The organism is Mechercharimyces mesophilus (genome assembly GCF_059818345.1).
In genome coordinates, this window is sequence record NZ_JCBAPH010000008.1 from 26039 (window position 1) to 44754 (window position 18716).

17 protein-coding genes and 1 rRNA gene are annotated in these 18716 nt (G+C 44.2%); 3 read left to right on the forward strand and 15 right to left on the reverse strand.

Annotated features, from left to right (window positions below; all coding sequences use genetic code 11):
* Positions 1 to 6: 6 nt before the first annotated feature.
* Together coxB (AC6RGY_RS16015) and cyoE (AC6RGY_RS16020) are read right to left on the reverse strand one after the other, a co-directional pair.
* A complete protein-coding gene (gene coxB, locus AC6RGY_RS16015) occupies positions 7 to 1026 on the reverse strand; it encodes a cytochrome c oxidase subunit II (protein WP_499864707.1) in 1020 nt (339 codons plus the stop codon).
* 43 nt (positions 1027 to 1069) lie between these two features.
* Entirely contained in the window at positions 1070 to 1984 is a 915-nt protein-coding gene (gene cyoE / locus AC6RGY_RS16020) for a heme o synthase (RefSeq protein WP_499864709.1), read from the reverse strand.
* Between the two features lie 600 nt (positions 1985 to 2584).
* On the opposite strand from cyoE (AC6RGY_RS16020), the gene AC6RGY_RS16025 reads away from it, so the two are divergent.
* A complete protein-coding gene (locus AC6RGY_RS16025; protein ID WP_499864711.1) occupies positions 2585 to 4321 on the forward strand; it encodes a hypothetical protein in 1737 nt (578 codons plus the stop codon).
* A 337-nt stretch (positions 4322 to 4658) separates the two neighbouring features.
* On the opposite strand, the gene AC6RGY_RS16030 is transcribed toward AC6RGY_RS16025, so the two are convergent.
* The 11 genes from AC6RGY_RS16030 to AC6RGY_RS16080 all read right to left on the reverse strand — a co-directional run bounded on the left by AC6RGY_RS16030 (position 4659) and on the right by AC6RGY_RS16080 (position 15477).
* Positions 4659 to 5516: a cytochrome c oxidase assembly protein gene (locus AC6RGY_RS16030; RefSeq protein ID WP_499864713.1), complete on the reverse strand. Its 858-nt coding sequence runs from the start codon at positions 5514 to 5516 to the stop codon at positions 4659 to 4661.
* A gap of 107 nt (positions 5517 to 5623) precedes the next feature.
* On the reverse strand, positions 5624 to 5935 hold the full coding sequence (locus AC6RGY_RS16035; RefSeq protein WP_499864716.1) for a cytochrome C oxidase subunit IV family protein: 312 nt from the start codon (positions 5933 to 5935) through the stop codon (positions 5624 to 5626).
* A gap of 3 nt (positions 5936 to 5938) precedes the next feature.
* A complete protein-coding gene (locus AC6RGY_RS16040) occupies positions 5939 to 6565 on the reverse strand; it encodes a cytochrome (ubi)quinol oxidase subunit III (protein ID WP_499864718.1) in 627 nt (208 codons plus the stop codon).
* Positions 6562 to 8379 carry a cytochrome c oxidase subunit I gene (gene ctaD / locus AC6RGY_RS16045; protein WP_499864761.1) on the reverse strand — a complete coding sequence of 606 codons (1818 nt, stop codon included), beginning with the start codon at positions 8377 to 8379 and terminating at the stop codon, positions 6562 to 6564. The genes AC6RGY_RS16040 and ctaD overlap by 4 nt, the downstream gene beginning before the upstream one ends.
* Before the next feature lie 201 nt (positions 8380 to 8580).
* Complete coding sequence (coxB, locus tag AC6RGY_RS16050) at positions 8581 to 9603, reverse strand: cytochrome c oxidase subunit II (protein ID WP_499864720.1); 1023 nt, start codon at positions 9601 to 9603, stop codon at positions 8581 to 8583.
* Between the two features lie 43 nt (positions 9604 to 9646).
* Positions 9647 to 10591 carry a heme o synthase gene (cyoE, locus tag AC6RGY_RS16055; RefSeq protein WP_499864723.1) on the reverse strand — a complete coding sequence of 315 codons (945 nt, stop codon included), beginning with the start codon at positions 10589 to 10591 and terminating at the stop codon, positions 9647 to 9649.
* A gap of 206 nt (positions 10592 to 10797) precedes the next feature.
* The gene (locus AC6RGY_RS16060) at positions 10798 to 11214 is read right to left on the reverse strand and encodes an ATP-binding protein (protein WP_499864726.1); all 417 of its coding nucleotides are present in this window, start codon (positions 11212 to 11214) and stop codon (positions 10798 to 10800) included.
* A gap of 61 nt (positions 11215 to 11275) precedes the next feature.
* A complete protein-coding gene (locus AC6RGY_RS16065) occupies positions 11276 to 13024 on the reverse strand; it encodes an ABC transporter ATP-binding protein (protein WP_499864729.1) in 1749 nt (582 codons plus the stop codon).
* A gap of 389 nt (positions 13025 to 13413) precedes the next feature.
* On the reverse strand, positions 13414 to 14193 hold the full coding sequence (gene codY / locus AC6RGY_RS16070) for a GTP-sensing pleiotropic transcriptional regulator CodY (RefSeq protein ID WP_499864732.1): 780 nt from the start codon (positions 14191 to 14193) through the stop codon (positions 13414 to 13416).
* A 215-nt stretch (positions 14194 to 14408) separates the two neighbouring features.
* A complete protein-coding gene (lepB, locus tag AC6RGY_RS16075) occupies positions 14409 to 14936 on the reverse strand; it encodes a signal peptidase I (RefSeq protein ID WP_499864735.1) in 528 nt (175 codons plus the stop codon).
* A gap of 22 nt (positions 14937 to 14958) precedes the next feature.
* A complete protein-coding gene (locus AC6RGY_RS16080; RefSeq protein WP_499864737.1) occupies positions 14959 to 15477 on the reverse strand; it encodes a DUF402 domain-containing protein in 519 nt (172 codons plus the stop codon).
* Between the two features lie 442 nt (positions 15478 to 15919).
* Between AC6RGY_RS16080 and proC the strand changes: the two genes are divergently transcribed.
* Both proC and AC6RGY_RS16090 read left to right on the forward strand, forming a co-directional pair.
* On the forward strand, positions 15920 to 16762 hold the full coding sequence (proC, locus tag AC6RGY_RS16085; RefSeq protein WP_499864740.1) for a pyrroline-5-carboxylate reductase: 843 nt from the start codon (positions 15920 to 15922) through the stop codon (positions 16760 to 16762).
* Positions 16763 to 16969: 207 nt separating this feature from the next.
* On the forward strand, positions 16970 to 17092 hold the full coding sequence (locus AC6RGY_RS16090; RefSeq protein ID WP_499864742.1) for a hypothetical protein: 123 nt from the start codon (positions 16970 to 16972) through the stop codon (positions 17090 to 17092).
* A gap of 89 nt (positions 17093 to 17181) precedes the next feature.
* On the opposite strand, the gene AC6RGY_RS16095 is transcribed toward AC6RGY_RS16090, so the two are convergent.
* Entirely contained in the window at positions 17182 to 18435 is a 1254-nt protein-coding gene (locus AC6RGY_RS16095) for an ATP-grasp domain-containing protein (protein ID WP_499864745.1), read from the reverse strand.
* Positions 18436 to 18604: 169 nt separating this feature from the next.
* A 5S ribosomal RNA gene (rrf, locus tag AC6RGY_RS16100) occupies positions 18605 to 18716 on the reverse strand; the annotation flags it as partial.

Sequence of the window (18716 nt, forward strand, 5' to 3'; positions counted from 1 at the left end):
CGCCTCCTATTTAAGATTCATCAGATACTCCACCAAGGCATTTGTTTGTTCATCTGTTAGGAACTCAAAGCCGGGCATCCGGTTCCCTGGTTTAATTGCTTGAGGATCGACCAGCCATTGCTTCAAGTTCTCTCGATTCTTTTCAATCACTCCTGCAATCAAGAGACGGTCACTAAAGCCTGTTAAATCAGGCCCCACTTTGCCTAGTGAGGAAAACCCTCCACCACGAACCGCATGACAACCCATGCAGTTTTGCGAAAAAAGAGCTTGCCCAAGCTTCGCCTGTTCTTGATCTTCTGCAACAGTTGATTGCGGATTTTGCCTCTTCGCTACCCACTGCGTAAATTCTTCCGGAGTTTGTGCAACAACGCGGAAATTCATTAAGGCATGCCCCGCTCCACAAATTTTGGCGCACTTCCCTTTAAAAACACCTGGTTTATCCGCTTGTAAAGTTAACGGCACGTCTTTACCAGGAATAACATTTTGTTTCCCCCCTAAATTAGGTGCCCAGTAGGAGTGAATGACATCATTTGATGTCATGATTAGATGCACTTTTTTACCGGTAGGAATGTGTAGATCCTGTGATGTCCGTATGTCATAGTCAGAATACACATATTCCCACCAATATTGATGACCAATCACCTTAACCGTAATAGACTCATCCTTGGGTGATACCTCTGTCTCCGAAAATGTAATACGGAAGGTGGGAATCGCCAAGATAACTAACAAGATAATCGGTATGATGGTCCACGTAATTTCCAATACGGTGCTTCCTTCTGTTTGTTTAGGAATTTCCGTTTGACCTGGGCGTTCCCGATAACGAATCACCACATAGATAAAGATCGCGATGACCACAACAAATACCAAAATCATGATAGCGATGCTTAATTTCATTAGCCAAAGTTGTTCTTCGGCTACTGGTCCCACTGGATCTAAGACGGAGAGCGAATCGTCTGTACAACCAGTAGATAGGCTCATCCCTAGAAATGAAAATAGTAGGATGACCCACTTTTTCATCTGACGCATCCATCCTTCCTCCTGATCTATAAAAAATGAATTTATGTTTGCTTTACAGCGAATCCAAAATCATAGCGGTGAGAATGGCCACTAAATAAAGAAGCGAGTAACGAAACATCGTCTGTGACCACTTCCCTACAGCACGAGTAAAAAACCCCCGCCAAGCCATTAAGAGATAAACTCCTCCCAAGAGAAGCGAACAGAGGAGATAGAATGAGCTCATCCCAGCAAGCAAGGCAAACAGCACACTAGCCCCCCACAGGAGCAGAACAAAGGCAAAAATTTGTCGTCTCGTAGCGGCAAACCCTTTCACAACGGGTAGCATCGGTATTCCTGCCACGCGATACTCTTTTACTCTCTTCATGGATAAGGCATAAAAGTGTGGAGGTTGCCACAAAAAGAGGAGAAAGAAAAGCCCCCAAGCCGTCCAATCTATTCTCCCCGTAGCGGCCACATAGCCAATCATAGGAGGAACTGCTCCTGCCACCCCTCCGACAATCGTATTGCACCAGTGGCTTCGTTTTAGCCAACTACTATAAACACCAACATAGACCGCAAAACCCGTCAGAGCTAACAAGGCGACCAGTGGCCCAGTAATCATCCACAAGAGAACCGACCCTATGAGGGTCATCAACACTCCCAAAACGATTGCTGCAGATTGTGTAATGCGCCCACACGCAATGGCACGCTGACAGGTTCGTATCATCAATGGATCAATGTCACGGTCAATGACATTATTTAACGTACACCCACCTGCTACCACAAGAGCTGTACCGATCAAGGTAGCCAAGAGTAACCCCCCATCCCAAGTTCCCTGCATGCCTATAGCAAATCCAGCAAAAGTGGAAAAAAGGTTAGAAAGATTAATTCCTGGCTTGGTTAGCTCCAAATAATCGCTCCAGTTCGCTTTCCTCGTCGTTAGTTCAGGCAACACAGGCGCAGGCTGTCCGATCAGCGTTTTATCCAAGCCTCTCACTCCTTTCTCTGAGGTCATCAAGTGCTATTCTTTTCAACCTGACGGATAAATATCCAAAAGAAGAAGTGATCTTTGAACAAATCTATGGTTCAACTTCCCTTCAACTTCCCTTCAACTTCCCTGCTCCAAAAAGCATCTACCCTTCTCTTCATGTTTCATTTACAAGTGTCCCTGGGTGACTTTGACCCTATCACCCTTTCTGATGGCAAAAGAATAGCATCGCCTGCCTCTAGAGAGACAGGCGATGCTTCTTTCCATAAATACATGTGATTTTATATACTTTCCTTTCTAATAATTTCGTCCTGCGAATTATGACATTAAGACCTCTTAATGTCGTTGTGTATCGACTTCGAATCCAACACATAAGTTGTACTCGAACCGTTAAACGCTCTTCCTAAGATAATAGAAGTCTTAGTAAGAAGAAGTTTTTCATTCAATACATCGGTGATTGCACTCTCGAATTTCGCTAATCGGATATGACGTCGACACGCAGTGAATTGTAAGGTTATTTATAATAAATATATTGTATTATATAAATTGTTAGTATATCGTGATTAAAAAAATTGCTATTAGTCCGAAGGAGAGAGAAACATGAAGAAATTTTTTATCGCTGTCATTTGTATCATGGTATCCAGTCTAAGTCTTCAGTCTGGGATTTCAACGATTTATGCAGAAGAGGGATTTTCTTTTGATGAAAGCGATTATAAAAAAAGACAAGCCCGCTATATCGAAGAAGGGGTTTCATCTAGTAGTTATGACGCACTAGTCTTGCAAGCTTATGCGGGGAAAGAGTTAAATCGAAAAGCCCTTGACGAGTATTTGAATGGATTGCGCTCTGGTGGTGTGAAAAATGCAGATTTCAACCTTACGAAGTTAATTCGTGTCATGATGTACCGTCCAGAAATTAAGGACGACTTAGTTGAAGCTCTGGATGGTTTCCCTTTCTGGTTTGAAAAAGGAGGAACTGGAGACCATGTCTTTGCCTCTGAAAACCACATGATCATGTACACTTCCTCGCACTATTTATTGCAAGAAAAATATGGGTTGTTTGAGGATGATCGTGTTCGCAAACGCCTAAAGAAGTACTTAGAAGTAAAAAATGAGTATGGTTATTATGAGTTTTATTCGGGTGTTTACCTACCGTATACGTTATCGGGTCTTCTAAACCTAGCTGATTTTGCAGAAGATGAGGAAATTCGTCAACTCGCTATTGGAGCAGCTCAACGTCTATTACAAGATGTCCTAACTGTGACAAATGAAGAAGGGGTTTTCTACTCAGCGTCAGGAAGAACCTATTCTGCCTACAAAGAAAAGGGGTCAGGACACAATATCAATCGGATTGTCTACCTTTTAACTGGCATTGGTAATGAAACAGCTACAACACCCAGCCCCATTGGCGTAATGCTAGCAACCTCAGATCTACCGATTAACGAAAATGTATTTAAATATTTCGGAAAAGATCTGAACAGGAATTATACCAATGGGCATACCCTAGGAAAAGCAAAAAATGAAATTTACAATGATTTTTCACGGGACGAGCGCGTCCCCTTCTATTGGACTCAGGGTGCTTACTTCCATCCTGACACCGCCTCCGATTCTGCGTGGTTCTATCGTAAATACCAATTGACTGGACATGAACCTCTAAAAGCATTCGATCGCTTCCTCGGTCTCTCTGAAGGAGCAGCACAAGCAGCAGCGAAAGCAGGGGCTGCATTTAGTCGGAGTTCTGTCCTTTCTTCAGCCAATTTTTCCTTGTATAAGGACGACGGTGTCATGTTGCATTCCATTCAAGACTACTGGCCTGGGCGACAAGGGTATCAGCAAAATCCTTGGATTGCTACTACTGGAACCCTTCCGGTCTGGACCCAAGCCGGTGATGGAAGCAAAACCATGCAGAATGATCATCTACCAAAAATCAAGCAAGTAAACAATGTTGCTGTGATACAGTATAATCCCATGATTGAAATTGAAACCATTCATCCGAATTCAAAAGTGTGGCTCCATTGGCCCAAAGGATTTGATAAGGAAAGGCATAGTGGAAACTGGATCTTTGGAAAAGAAGACGATGGCTATATTGCTGTAAGATACCCGAGTGGTGATCCTCATGCAGAACGAATCGAGAGTGGTTGGGATGAACAGACATGGGTTGTCATTGTCGGTACTGAGAAGCAATATGGAACTTTTGACGATTTCTCAACCAAAGTACTAAATGAAGTTGAGTACGATGCCGATAGAGAATGGCGGGGGAACTTTTTCAAAGGAACACTGAGAAGAGTGTACGATTCTGATGTGAAATTTGATGGTACTGATATTAGTTTGACATGGTAGCAGTCAAACAAAAAAAGTAGGGAAAACCCTACTTTTTTTGTTTGATGAGGAGGACTCATTGGACATGAAGTATGGAGGCAGTGATGAATCCTCCTCAAGTAACAAGCATCCGTCATTCCCTCTCTTGCTTCTGGGAAGACGTCACAAATTATAAGCAGGAGACCTCCATTATATTTGGATCGAGGTCTCCTCCTTTCGTTTCATCTCTTGTCTCTCACACGGTGCACTCGTTTATGCACCAAACTCTCTTCCACCCGTACCATGCGGTCCTCTCATACCGCGCCTACTCTCAGTCCAAGTGGTCCAGAGGGCTCCATGCTGCCTCTTCCTAATAAAGTCACGATTGAAAGGTAAGTTCCTGTGACTCATCCCGCTTAACGGGTCCATCTTGTTGGTTTTTCTCCTTCTCTTTCGCCACCCAACGGAAGAAGACACTCCCAAGCATAATTCCATAAGAGATCTCCTGCATAATTTTCATCACAACGCCTCCCAATTGCTGATCGGCGTGTGGATCAACCGTCGAGAAAACATGAGAGCCTTGAAATAATTCATACATAGGAGTTCCCGCAAAGATAAGCATGGCACAAGCCGGTGTCAACAATACCCCATCGGCAAAAATATACCCCATTTTTTGCAACCCGCTCAAACGGTCCATCTCAGGAAGAGGACACATCAAAGGCCACCACATTGCAAAAGCAGCGAACAGCAACAGAAGATGAGAAACGATGTGAAGCAGGGTACTCGCCATAATGCTATCGAAGACAAAGGGGAAGTGATAAAACGAAATCAGCCCATTAAACATGATTAACGCTACCAATGGATGGGTGAAGAAGCGGAAGAATGGTTTCACCCAAGATTGATTGACCACAGGCCGTACCAGCCATGCTGGTAAGCCTGCCAAGATTAATGGAGGAACCACCAGATAGACGAGGGACATTTGTAACATATGCACACTAAACAACTCATGCCCCATCATCGCCAAAGGACTTCCTTGCGCAAAGTAATATACAATGACTCCTAGCATAAAATAAAATTTCTTTTCTCCTGCGATCGGGGAAAGATCAGTGGTCAATCGCTTTTGATAAGGCCCTGTCATCAATAGATAAGCTGTACCTATGACTAATAAAATCAAACTGTATACCACATCCCAGTTTTCTGGATAGAAAAACTGCTGGAAAAATGGATTGCCTGACATCTCTTTCTCCTCCCTTCTGTTTGCCTTTTTGATAAGTCCTTTTCCGTATGAACCAATCCCCCTTCCGTACCATTTGGTAAAGAAGGGGGATCTTCAATTTTAATGCTCTACTTTAAGATCATCAGTCCAACCGAACATACAATTGCAATCAAAATTCCTGTGCAGATAAAGAGAATCGGGAAGGCACTACCTTTTTGATTCAAGTGCATAAAGGTAAACAGCTGTAAAAATACCTGAACCCCTGCCAACACGAGAATGATCGGAATGATCAAGGCGGCTGGAATCAACTCCATCATCACAAGTGCAAATGCAATCACTGTTAATAGAATCATTACCGCGAAGGAGAGGACCTGTTTCTTCTCTTCCGATTTACCTGCATGATTGGTTGGATTATTTGTAGCAGATTCTACTTTTGCCATCGATTACCCCAACTTTCCCATCAGATAGACAACCGTAAAGATGAACACCCACACGACGTCAACAAAATGCCAGTAAAGGCTAGCGACATAAAACTTGGGTGCTGTAAACCAAGTAATCCCTTGTTTTGTCGCTTGAATCATCAGGGTGACAATCCAGATCGAGCCGAAGAGAACGTGACCCCCATGCGTTCCTAAGAGAACATAGAAAGCGGAGCCGAACGCACTATTCGATAAGGTTAATCCCTCATGCACATAGTGATAAAACTCGTAGATTTCTAAACCGAGGAAACCCCAACCCAATAGGACCGTAACACCGAACCAGAATAGCATGGATTTAACGTTATTACGGTGCATACCGATAATGCCAAGTACACTGGTTAAACTACTAAACAACAACAAGAAGGTTGCTACTCCGACCAAAGGCAAACTAAACAGCTCTTCTGCTGTCGGCCCACCACTCGTGCTTCCATTCAGTGCGAGATAGGTACCAAACAAACAGGAAAAGAGAACGGTCTCAGCTCCAAGCAACAGCCAGAAGCCTAAGATCTTGTTTTTCCCTTCCATAGTTGAGTACTCGATGCTCTCTGGCATCTTTGGTGACATATCCAAACTTGGATCTACTTGACTCATGCCTTCGCCTCCTTCTCCACACGTTCCACTTCTTCTTGCTCGATGTGGTAACCGTGATCTTGATCAAACGAACGCAAGAACAGGGATAGAACCACTACAACCAATCCCAATACACCGATTTCATTGGCACGCAGAATAAATCCAAACCCTGCGATGAAGAAACCAATCGACATGAGTACCGGGATATAAGAGCCGGATGGCATATGAATCGGACCATACGGTTCTGCTGCTTCTACCTGCTTATTACCCACCATTTTTTCCGCCCACAATGGATCATTGGCGCGTACACGTGGCAGGCGCGCAAAGTTGTATTCCGGAGTCGGATTGGGAATCGTCCATTCCAGTGTCCGACCATCTTCCCATGCATCGCCTTGCACAATCTCTCCGTAACGTGCCGTACGATAAATGTTATAGACAAAGACCAACGTACCAACAGCCATACCGATGGCACCGATCGAGCTAATAAAGTTGATCGCGTCCATTCCTTCATTGGCCTGATAGGTAAACACTCGACGAGGCATTCCGAATACGCCTAAGAAGTGTTGCGGGAAGAACGTCAAATGGAAACCAATGAAGAAGAGCGCAAAATGCCAATACCCCAGCTTCTCGTTCAGCTTTCTAGCGAACATGCGGGGCCACCAATAGTAGCCACCTGCAAATAGCCCAAACACGGTCCCACCAATCAAGACATAATGGAAATGGGCAACAACAAAGTAAGAGTCGTGGAACTGGAAGTCGGCAGGTACGACAGCCAACATCACACCGGTAACCCCACCCATAACGAAGGTTGGAATAAAACCGAGAGCCCAGACCATCGCCGCCGTGAAGCGAATCTGTCCACCCCACAGTGTAAACAACCAGTTAAATACCTTAATCCCCGTTGGCACAGCAATCGCCATCGTTGCTACTGCGAAAATCGAGTTGGTCATCGGTCCAAGTCCCACGGTAAACATGTGGTGAACCCACACCATAAAGCCAAGGAAACCAATTAACGAAGTAGCAAAAACCATCGAGCTATACCCGAAGAGACGCTTGCGTGAAAATGTACTAATAATATCAGACATAATCCCAAATGCAGGGAGAATAACGATATATACTTCCGGGTGACCAAAGATCCAGAATAGATGCTCCCAGATCACCGAATCTCCACCACGTGTCGCATCAAAGAATGCCGTACCAAACAATCGATCAAACATCATCAATGCCAGACCAATCGTTAGTGCTGGGAAGGCAAACAAGATCAAGGCAGAAGCAATAAATGTTGTCCAAGTAAACATCGGCATCCGGAAGAAGCTCATTCCCGGCGCACGCATATTGATGATGGTTGCGATCAAGTTGATCCCGCCCATCGTGGTACCAATACCGGAAATCTGTAGTCCTAGGACATAAAAGTCGATACCGGGCCCCATGCTATATTCATTTAGCGCAATAGGCGCATAGTTGGTCCAGCCTGCATCAGGAGCGCCACCAAAGAGCCAACTTAGGTTTAGAAGCGTTCCACCCGCTAAGAATAACCAAAAGCCAAGGGCATTCAAAAACGGAAAAGAAACGTCACGTGCACCGATCTGTAAGGGGATAATGTAGTTCATCAGCCCAAACAGCAGGGGCATCGCTGCCAAGAAGATCATGGTTGTCCCATGCATCGTCAGGAGCTGGTTAAACAGATCTCCTGATAAAAAATCGTTCTCTGGAATAATAAGCTGCGCACGCATGAGCAGCGCTTCGATCCCACCAATCACTAAGAAGACGGTGCCAGCGGCAAGATACATAATACCGATCTTCTTATGGTCAACCGTTGTCACCCAATCCCACATATAGCTACTGCGTACACGTTCGAGGAATTGGTTATTGTAACCACCCGTCCAAATCGCGAGTAAAAACAAGATAAGAACGGAGACAATAATAAACGTAGCCATGGTATCCCTCCCTTGATCAGAGATTCACTCTATAGCTCCTAAAGAGAAGCTCAGGTGAATTCTCTAGATGGTTCTTCCTTTATTTCTTATAGGCCATGCCTATTTTAGATTCATTAAGTACTCACTCATCGCATCCATTTGCTCATCTGTAAAGTGGTCAAAGTCTGGCATAATGGTCTCAGGTTTCACTGACTTTGGATCCTCTAGCCACTTTTCCAATGACTCTTTGTCATGCTCTAAGATACCAGCGATCGCGTCACGCTCACCAAATCCAGTTAGATCTGGCGCAGACATTCCTTCTGTATCAAAGTCAGCTCCTCTTACCGCATGGCAACCCATACAGCTTTGTGAGAACAACTCTTTTCCTTGTTCCGCTAACTCGGATTGCGCCTCAGATTGTGGATTTTTCATGCTTTCCACCCACTCATCAAAGTCGCCTTTTTCTTCAGCCACTACACTGAAATCCATCAGAGCATGGGATGCACCGCAAAGCTCCGCACATTTCCCTTGGAACACACCTGCACGTTCTGCTTCGAGTCGCATGGGTGTTATTTTCCCTGGTGTGGCATCTTGTTTCCCTGCTAAGCTAGGTACCCAAAAGGCATGGATAACATCATCTGATGTCAGCTCCAGTTGTACTTCCGTACCCACTGGAATATGAAGCTCTTGTGAGGTGCGAATGTCGAGGTCGGTATATTCAAATTCCCACCAATATTGATGACCCGTCACTCGAATGTTAATAACCTCTTCTCCCTCCGCTGGCTTCTCAGCGAGGTTAAAAATACTGCTCACCGTTGGAACCGCCAAGATGGCAAGTAGAATAATGGGAATGACTGTCCAAATAATTTCTAATTTGTGGTTTCCTTCTACTTGTTTCGGAAGTTCTTTCTGTCCTGGTTTGCGGCGAAACTTGAAAAGTACGTAGAAGAAAATGCCGAATACGATTGCAACCACAAATATCATAATACCAAGGCTAAGATACATCAGGTTCAATTGTTCTTCTGCATCTGGGCCCGCTGGTTGAAGCGTGGAAAGCGTATCGATATCCGAACACCCTGTGAGTGCAAGCAACACTATCCCGAAGATAAGTGGCAACTTCCACCATTTCCGATGCCTATTCATCACCATTCTAACCTCTCTTTCTTTCAAACGATAGTCTCACGGATTATGAAGAGAAAGGACCTGTTGCATTAATAAACATGACCAATTGCATCACCGTGAGGTAGATTAAGGAATAAAAAAACATTTTCCTTGCCCAACTGTCATCATCTGTCGTAAAAAACCCTTGGATTGCAAACAAGAGATAGATGCTTCCCAATATGATAGCCGTTGCTAGATAAATCCAACCCACTACACCGGTAAAAAATAGCCAGATTGAAGTTGGAATGAGCAAGAGAACGAATCCGAGTGTTTGCCACTTGGTTTCTTTAAACCCCTTCACAACTGGCAACATAGGAATTCCCGCCGCACGATAATCCTCTACTTTGCGCATGGCAATCGCAAAGAAGTGCGGTGGTTGCCATAAAAACATAATGAGGAATAAAATCCAAGCGGGTAGGTCCAATGTTCCAGTAACAGCAGCCCAACCAATCATCGGTGGAACAGCTCCTGAAATACTTCCACCCACTGTATTGAGTGTCGTTGTCCGTTTGAGCCAAAGTGAGTAAACAATAACATACACGATAAACCCAACCAACGACAACGCGGCTGCCATTGGATTGACCAATAGGACGAGCACTCCTAGCCCTAATACGGTGCAACCCACGCCAAACCAGAAGGCGGTTTTCGGCGAAATACGCCCTTCTGGGATCGGACGAGTACGCGTACGAATCATGACAGGATCAATGTCACGATCAATATAGTTGTTAAGCGTACATCCCCCAGCGATGACGAGTGCAGTTCCCAAGAGTGTATACAACAGCAAGAGGAGATCCCCTACTCCGGGACCTGCCAACCAAAAACCTGTCATCATGGCAATAGAATTAGAAACATTAATCCCAGGTTTCGTTAGAGTCCAGTAATCCTTAATAACTGCTTTCATATTCGACTCTGCTTCAGATTCAGTTGAAAGCACCCGGCTAGCAGATTGTTGTGTAAGTGGTCGTTCCACGGCTTGCCCTCCTTTCCAGTGGTAGTCGTCTTTCAGGCCTTGTTCACGCACGTTCCATGCCCTTTCATTAAGGGTGAATGGATGTTCTTATTTGAAACGTAAACGGCTCATGATCACATTTATTTTAGTTGAACGCAATCTGAAGCGTCAAGGTATGACGGGAAAGGTTCATAAGATGTCAACAAAAAGGAAATCGAGATTCTCCCTTAGGAATCACTTACTGTTTTTGCTATTTCCAACCATTTAACAACCTCAACACTCGTTCCTTCTCCTTCTTCCCGTATTACAAAATCATCCATTAATCCTTTAACCTGCATTAGTCCAGTTGCTTCTACATTCACAGGAGAGAGGCTTTTTCTCATCAATTCTTCAATGTCCCCTACTCCTGGACCACAATCTTGCACCCGAATTTTCAACCCATTCTGCTCTTCTTTTTCGATCCTTTCAATCGAAATCGTTCCTTCTTCTGCATGATGAACAATATTGCGCGCTAGCTCGGATACTGACTGTACGATCCGGGCCTGATCCAATTCGTCGAACCCAATTTCACGTGCAATGTTACGTACTTCTTTACGAATCGCAACAATATCCCATTCAAAGTTTACCCGAAACTGTTTTTTCATCTCTATTCGCCTCCACCCATACCCAAAGCGCTCCCCCGATTGATAACTAGTAAAAGGAGGCTTAAGATCCATCAATGTTTTGGATGTTAAAAAGTTGTGCATAGCGACCATCTCGTGCCATGAGTTCAGAATGAGTCCCAGACTCTACTACACGCCCACCATCAATGAAAAAGATGCAATTTGCATGGGTAATGGTAGATAAGCGATGAGCTACCAAGATGGTCGTGCGATTTTCGCTCAAGCGTTGTAACGATTCCTGAATCAGATGTTCTGATTGTAAATCAAGGGCAGAAGTAGCTTCATCTAGAATGAGAATGGCTGGGTCTTTAAGGAAAACCCGTGCGATAGCAATTCGTTGCTTTTGCCCACCAGACAGCTTCACGCCACGTTCTCCAATCTCCGTGTTGTATTGATTGGGTAAATTCAGGATGAAATCATGGGCATTCGCCTGTTTCGCAGCTTGGATCACTTCCTCCAGCGATGCATCGGTTTTTCCCATTCGAATATTGTCTAGGACCGATCCGCTAAACAAAATATTGTCCTGTAGAACCATGCCAATTTGCGCTCGCAGACTGTGCTGTGTCCAATCCCTAATATCGAGGCCATCGACACATACTCTCCCTCGCTGTACATCATAAAATCGCGGGATTAGAGCGACAAGTGACGACTTTCCTCCTCCACTAGGACCCACTAGTGCAACCGTGCTTCCTGGCTTCATCTCCAGGTTAATATCTCGTAGGATCCATAACCCGTCCTTACTATAACGAAACGAGACTTGATCAAATTTGATTTCACCTCGTGCCTGATTTACCGTTTTAGCACCAGGGCGATCTTGGATATCCACCTCTTCATCCATAAACTCAAACATACGATCCATGGAGGCAAGTGATTGCGTTAAGGTAGTGGATGAATTGACCAAGCGACGAACAGGAGCATAAATCAGCCCCATATAGCCGTAGAAGGCTGTCATTTCACCTATTGACAAGTTTCCTATTATCACTTGATAGGCAGAAAAGGCAATAACCAAGAGCGGCGCTAAGTCGGTAATCGTATTCACCACCGCAAACGTACGCGCATTCCAACGCGATTGAGCTAATGCCTTCGTAAGATAGGTTTGGTTGCGACTTTCGAACTGCTGATGCTCGTAATCCTCTAAGTTAAATGCACGAACTACGGACATTCCGTGCACTCGTTCGTGCAAATGACCTTGCATCTCTGCGAGCGATTGAGAACGTTCTTTCGTCAGACGACGAAGTCCTTGATAAAAATACTTAACTGCAATCCCGTATAGCGGGAAAACCGCTAGAGATACAAGCGTCATCCAGGGATCTAGCCACAGCATAATCGCAACGGCAATGAGCAAAGTGGTCATATCCAACCAAATATTCATAAGCCCTGTTACGACAAACTCTTTCGTCTGTTCCACATCATGAATTACCCGGGAAATAATCTGTCCTACTTTGTTATTGTGATAATACCGGAGTGATAGCTTCTGAATATGTTCAAACAACCGGTTTCTTATATCGTAAAGTACTTTACTGGCTGTCCACTGTGCAAAATACTGACGATAGTATTCAATGGGCAATCGGATAACAGTGAACACAAAAAAAGCTCCTGCCATCAACCATATTAGGCTCTCCACTTTCTCGCTCGTCGGAATATCCGTAAGCAAGTAGTCATCGACCACAATTTTTAGTAATAGCGGTAGAAACAACGGAATGCCAAACTTGATGATCCCGATGACCATCGTCCATCCAATTTCTTTGCGATAAGGACGAACAAATTTTAAATATCGTTTGATACTGTCCAATGGACTCAACTCCTGCTAAATACACATACATTTAACGCACTCCTGTCGGATACAATGATCCAACGAGCGCGCGTTCACTCTCGTGGTATAGATGATGAGACCGCTGAAAGTTCATCATTTCCCCTATAGAGTAGATCATTCTTATCAGCAAAATATCGTTTAACTAGGTAAAATCACCCGTGAGAAACCGCCATCATTGTTCCACATGCCCTCGGGAGGAAATGTTCAGTGGCAGACCGAACACTTTTCACAACTTGGGGACATCGCCTTTTCCCACTATGGATATTCTTTTTCTCTCCCTCCATTATACCAGAGAGGGCAACACCCCACCCAAAAAAATAAAAAAGCCAACCTCCTTAAATAAAGAAGGTCAGCATTTTTTATTACACTTAATGACGCGCTTTTTCGAGAGCTGGTAGAAGACGTGGGTTCAAGATCTTGATGTAGGTTCCTTTCATCCCTAGAGAACGGGATTCTACAACACCCGCACTTTCCAATTTACGAAGTGCGTTAACAATGACCGAACGGGTAATTCCAACACGATCCGCAATTTTACTTGCTACCAACAAGCCTTCATTCCCATCCAGCTCTTTAAAGATGTGCTCAGCTGCTTCCAACTCACTAAAAGAAAGGGAGTTAATCGCCAACTGTACCACTGCTCGTCCACGCGCTTCTTCTTCGATTTGACCTGCACGTTCCCGTAGCACTTCCATTCCCACAACGGTGGCTCCATACTCCGCTAAGATCAGATCATCATCTACAAACTGATCGTTCAAACGAGATAACACCAAGGTTCCCAAATGATCCCCGCCACCAATGATAGGAATCAGTGTCGTATATCCTGTACGGAACATATCACTCATCTCTGTCGGATAAGCTGTATATGGACTGTCTACCGCGATATTGGAAGAAGTTTTGCTCACTTCCATCAACAGGGTAGCGTATTCTTGTGGAAACTGGCGTTCCTTCAGATAGGTCTCCATACGTGTGTTTTCGATCTCATGGTTAACAGCAAGACCGAGAATCTTTCCATCTGGCTTCACCACGTAGAGATTGGCTCCGATGACATCACACAATGCTTGTGCCACTTCGTCAAAATCCACCAAGTGATGACCAACATTTTTTTGTAGAATACGCGAAATGCGACGCGTTTTATTGAGTAAATCCATTTTATAATCCCCCAATTCAAATTAAAGTACTGAAAGTTGTTGTGGAAAATTTTACTCGAGCCGTCGGGGGTGGCTTTGGGACGCTATAGGTTCTATAATGTACTAGGCACCTTCCTTCCCTATTATGCGGGATGAAAATGCCTGTCGGAAAAGCAATTTGTGAACGGTTTTTGACAGTTTTCAGTATTCCAAATTTTGTAGCGTACCCACTCGCTTTATAGCGCTGCCGTAAGCGACGGCCTCCATAAAATCCATACCACTTTTCCATTGACCTTGTCATAAGGAACCAACCCAACGCTTTCATAACGGCTATCCCTACTCGCATACTGCTCACGGTTGTCTCCCATGACGAACAACGTCCCTTTCTTCACCTGCATCGGTCCAAAATCTCCATCCTCTAAGATACTATCCACATACGATTCAAGCAAGGGTTCATTGTTACGAAAAACCTTTCCGTTTTTTCCTTCGATCCAATCCCCCGGTATTCCGATCACTCGTTTAACGAGAAAACGGTTTTCTTCCGCTGGATCTTCAAAGGTGATCACATCACCAAATTCAGGCGGATGTACCAATACGGAAAATTTGTTAATTAGTAAGCGGTCCCCGTCTTCCAATGTTGGTTCCATAGAAGAGCCATTAACAACAGATAAAACTACACCAAATTGATTTACTAACAAAGCTACCATCGAAGCGAGCATAATGGAACGAAGCCAGGGCAAGACTCGATGTGTGATCTTGGTCATGATTAATCTTCCACTCCCATATTTATTGTTTCTGGAGAAAATAGCGATGAACCCATGCTTGTACAAACTCATCACTAAATGGAGGCTCGCGTGTTAGAATCTCAATTTCTAGTTGATAGGAAGCCTTTTTCACCTGTTCGATGACCTCTTGTGAGTAATTCATTCGCTCTCGGTTTTGCAAAAATTCATCTTGGTCTACAAACCGATAACGAAGACCCTTTGTTACAAGAACGCTGATATCATAATCTGTGTATGATAATACATTTTTCTTGATCGTGTAGGGAGAGGATAACTGACAATGAAAATGATATTGATCAGCATTTTCAAAAGTTAAGATCGTGTGATACCAACGAACTTTCGAAAAAAAACGGATAGAAATCTTTGTTCGATCTTTCTCTTCTCCGCTCTCTTCCTTTTTTCTTGCGATAATGAGTGGCTCTCCAGGGTGTAAAACGAACGAGTCTTCCCATGAATCACAGAAAGATCCATCATGCTTGTAACTTTCCATTAGCAGAACCTGACCTTCATTCGCTTTTGTCACCTTGATCACCTCATCATCCCATTTCTTCCTATCCCTTATTTTTTATTTCCAAAACGGAAGAGTTTTAAAACAAGAAAAGACATAATATTTGTCATTAGGATCTATTGACATCTATTCGCAACCACTGCATAATAATAAAAATGAATTCAAATGTAAACATATGAGACGCCATGACGAGGACTAGTATGTTCCTGCTTGATGAAAACAGAGAGCAAACCATTAGCTGAGAGGTTTGCCTTCAAAAGGGGCAGAACCCATCCTTATACAGCGGTCAGTGAAGAGCTCGACCGGAGTTTCCCTCCGTTATCAAAGGAATTGCGGATAACGCGTCATATAAGCTGGACACACTCGAAGTGTCAAATAAGGTGGTACCGCGGAAGAAGAGCCCTCTTTCGTCCTTTGATGAAGGAGGGCTTATTTGTATGGGAAAGGGGTTGGCACAGTGAATCAAGTAAACACCGTCTGTTTTATCGGAGCTGGCGCAATGGCTCATGCTTTACTTAAAGGTTTTCTCCTAAATAAAGTGATTCTTCCTGAGAACGTGTGCGTGATCAACCGCTCCAATCGGCAGCGTCTTAAACAACTATGTCAGATGTATCAGCTGAAAGAAACAACAGAGCGAGTAGAGGCTGTCCAAAACGCCAATACCCTTATTCTCGCTGTAAAGCCAGCCGATGTTTCCACCGCTCTTGACACATGGAGGCCCTACATCCAAAAGGAGCAGCGTATTATCTCTGTTGTAGCGGGTGTATCTACCTCATTCATTGAACAGAAACTTCCCTACTCCCTGCCCGTCATCCGTGTTATGCCCAATACATCCAGCTCGATCGGAATGTCTGCTACGGCTATCTGCACGGGGACCTGGGCTTCCGAATGGGACCTTGCCTATACAGAAAAGCTTTTCGTTTCTGTGGGAACTGTTAATCGAATAGCAGAAGAACAAATGAACGCCGTTACCGCACTCTCCGGAAGTGGACCCGCTTATATTTATTACTTGGTGGAGGCGATGATCGAAGCCGGTGTATTGGCAGGATTGGATCAGGAAACGGCACAATCACTCACCGTACAAACCCTCCTAGGAAGCGCTCACATGTTACACGAGACCAAAGAATTGCCTGAGATCCTTCGCAAACAAGTAACCTCTCCTGGGGGAACGACGGAAGCAGGATTGGTTACGTTAGAAAAAACACAATGGAGGGAAGCTCTGCAAGAAGCCGTATTACGAGCAAAGAAGCGAGCACAAGAGCTGGGAGCAGCCTTAGAAACAAAAACTCCTTATGGCTAGGATGCGTACACAACAGAAAAGCAGGTTTCAACTTATCAAAGTAGGAACCAAACCCATTCAAAAAGTGGCAACCTTCCAGTTGTGTTGATGCTATGCCCTTTTCTCGACTCCAATAGCGATGCATTCGAGCCCAGTATGTACTTTCTTTCTTTTATTTCTGACTTTTATTGCTGGTATGGGATACAATGAAAGAAGGAGGTGATGCTCATGATCATTCACATCGTCCGCAAGATATTTAAGCTGAAAGGCAAGGATGAAAAGATCCTGTACCCTCTTGTTGGAGCCTCAGCATTCGCTGTTGTCGGCGGAATCGTCATGCTAGTAACGTAGCCTCTACTTGGAAGACAAAGCACCCAGCAACGTAGCTGGGTGCTTAGGATAGCAAATCTGCCTTCTCCCATTGCGTCCATCTTGCCTACTTACTCCACATCCACATACTGAACTGCAATCTTTTCTTCAAGCTGATGAATCGCATTTAGTAAGCGCACTTCATCACGATCTGCCACGACCATCTCTGCTACGGATTGAAAAGGATTCATAGACGGATATGCCAATCGTGCTCCCGGACCTTTCCAGGCAGAATACACAATATTGTCCGGAAGGTCTTCCATCCCTGTAATCCCTCGAATCTGAATGGATCGTTTAACTGGCGCAGGCAGAACAAACAACGCGTGTGGTGTCCTCTCGCTCATACTCTCTTGAAATTTGCTTACAGGAGTTCCGCAGTCAATATCATATGAGGCCTTCACCAAATCCACATCAAACGTCATCTTAATCAATTCAGCAATGCTCCCACCCGGAACTCTACCTGCTATTTCCAAAAATATGTAGTCTTCCGAATCTGTTAGAAATGCTTCTAAATGAAAAACGGTGTCTTGTAGACCTAAAGAGGCAAGTACTTCTTTCACATACTTCCTCGCTTTTTGGTATTGTGCCTCATCTGTTTGAATAATGGATACCAAACGCTGGTTGTTATGAACAAAGTCATAGCAGTTACCCATGTTCTTCGTTAGAGAAAGAAATTTTAGCTCACCATTTTGTATAGCGCCATCAAAATGAACAATGGGTAGCGGGAGAAATTCTTCAAGAGAAATTTTCATGGTACTGGGGAATAACTTTTCTGTGTGAGAAACAGCCTCATGAATATCTCTTGTAATCAATACCCCATGACTTGCTGCCTGATCCGCAGGCTTAATCACGATGGTTCCAAACTGATTAATAAATTGAGAAATTGACTCCTTGTAGTTAGATTGATCGATCTCAATATATTGAGGTACACGTACCCCGTTTTTGTCTAATTTCCTTCTCATCGCTATTTTGTCTCTGAGATACTTCGCTTGCTCCTTTTTGATTCCGTCAATGTTATAGCGAGAGCGAATGCTCGCGGCAGGCAGTATCGTATGTTCACGGGTAGCGATAACCGCATCTATGTGCCCAAATTCACTCTCGATTGATCCAGCCATATCGAGTATGGTATCCATATTCGCATCAAAACAAGTAGCCACAGGGTCGTCTAGGCCTTTAAAAGTACGTACGGTATGAACCACTTGTTTAAATACTGGAGAGAGCGATTGTGCTTCATATTCTGATGTCAGGATCGAATAATAAGCATACGAAAAGTCCGCATGTTTCATGACATTTTCAACATCACCTAAGATTAATATATGTTTCATGCTTTACTCCTCCGACTGCATTGATCTCCTTAAAAGGGAAAGTTAGATAGTAATTTATACCTTTATTATTCCACTATGTTAACTTGGTTTTTATCATATTGCAACACTTGCTCTACAACAAAAACAACCCTTTCACTTCGATTGAAATGAAAGGGTTGTTTCTTATGGTGCCTGGCGACGACCTACTCTCCCAGGGACCTGCGTCCCAAGTACCATCGGCGCTGGAGGGCTTAACGATCGTGTTCGGTATGGGAACGAGTGGGTCCCCTCCGCCATTGCCA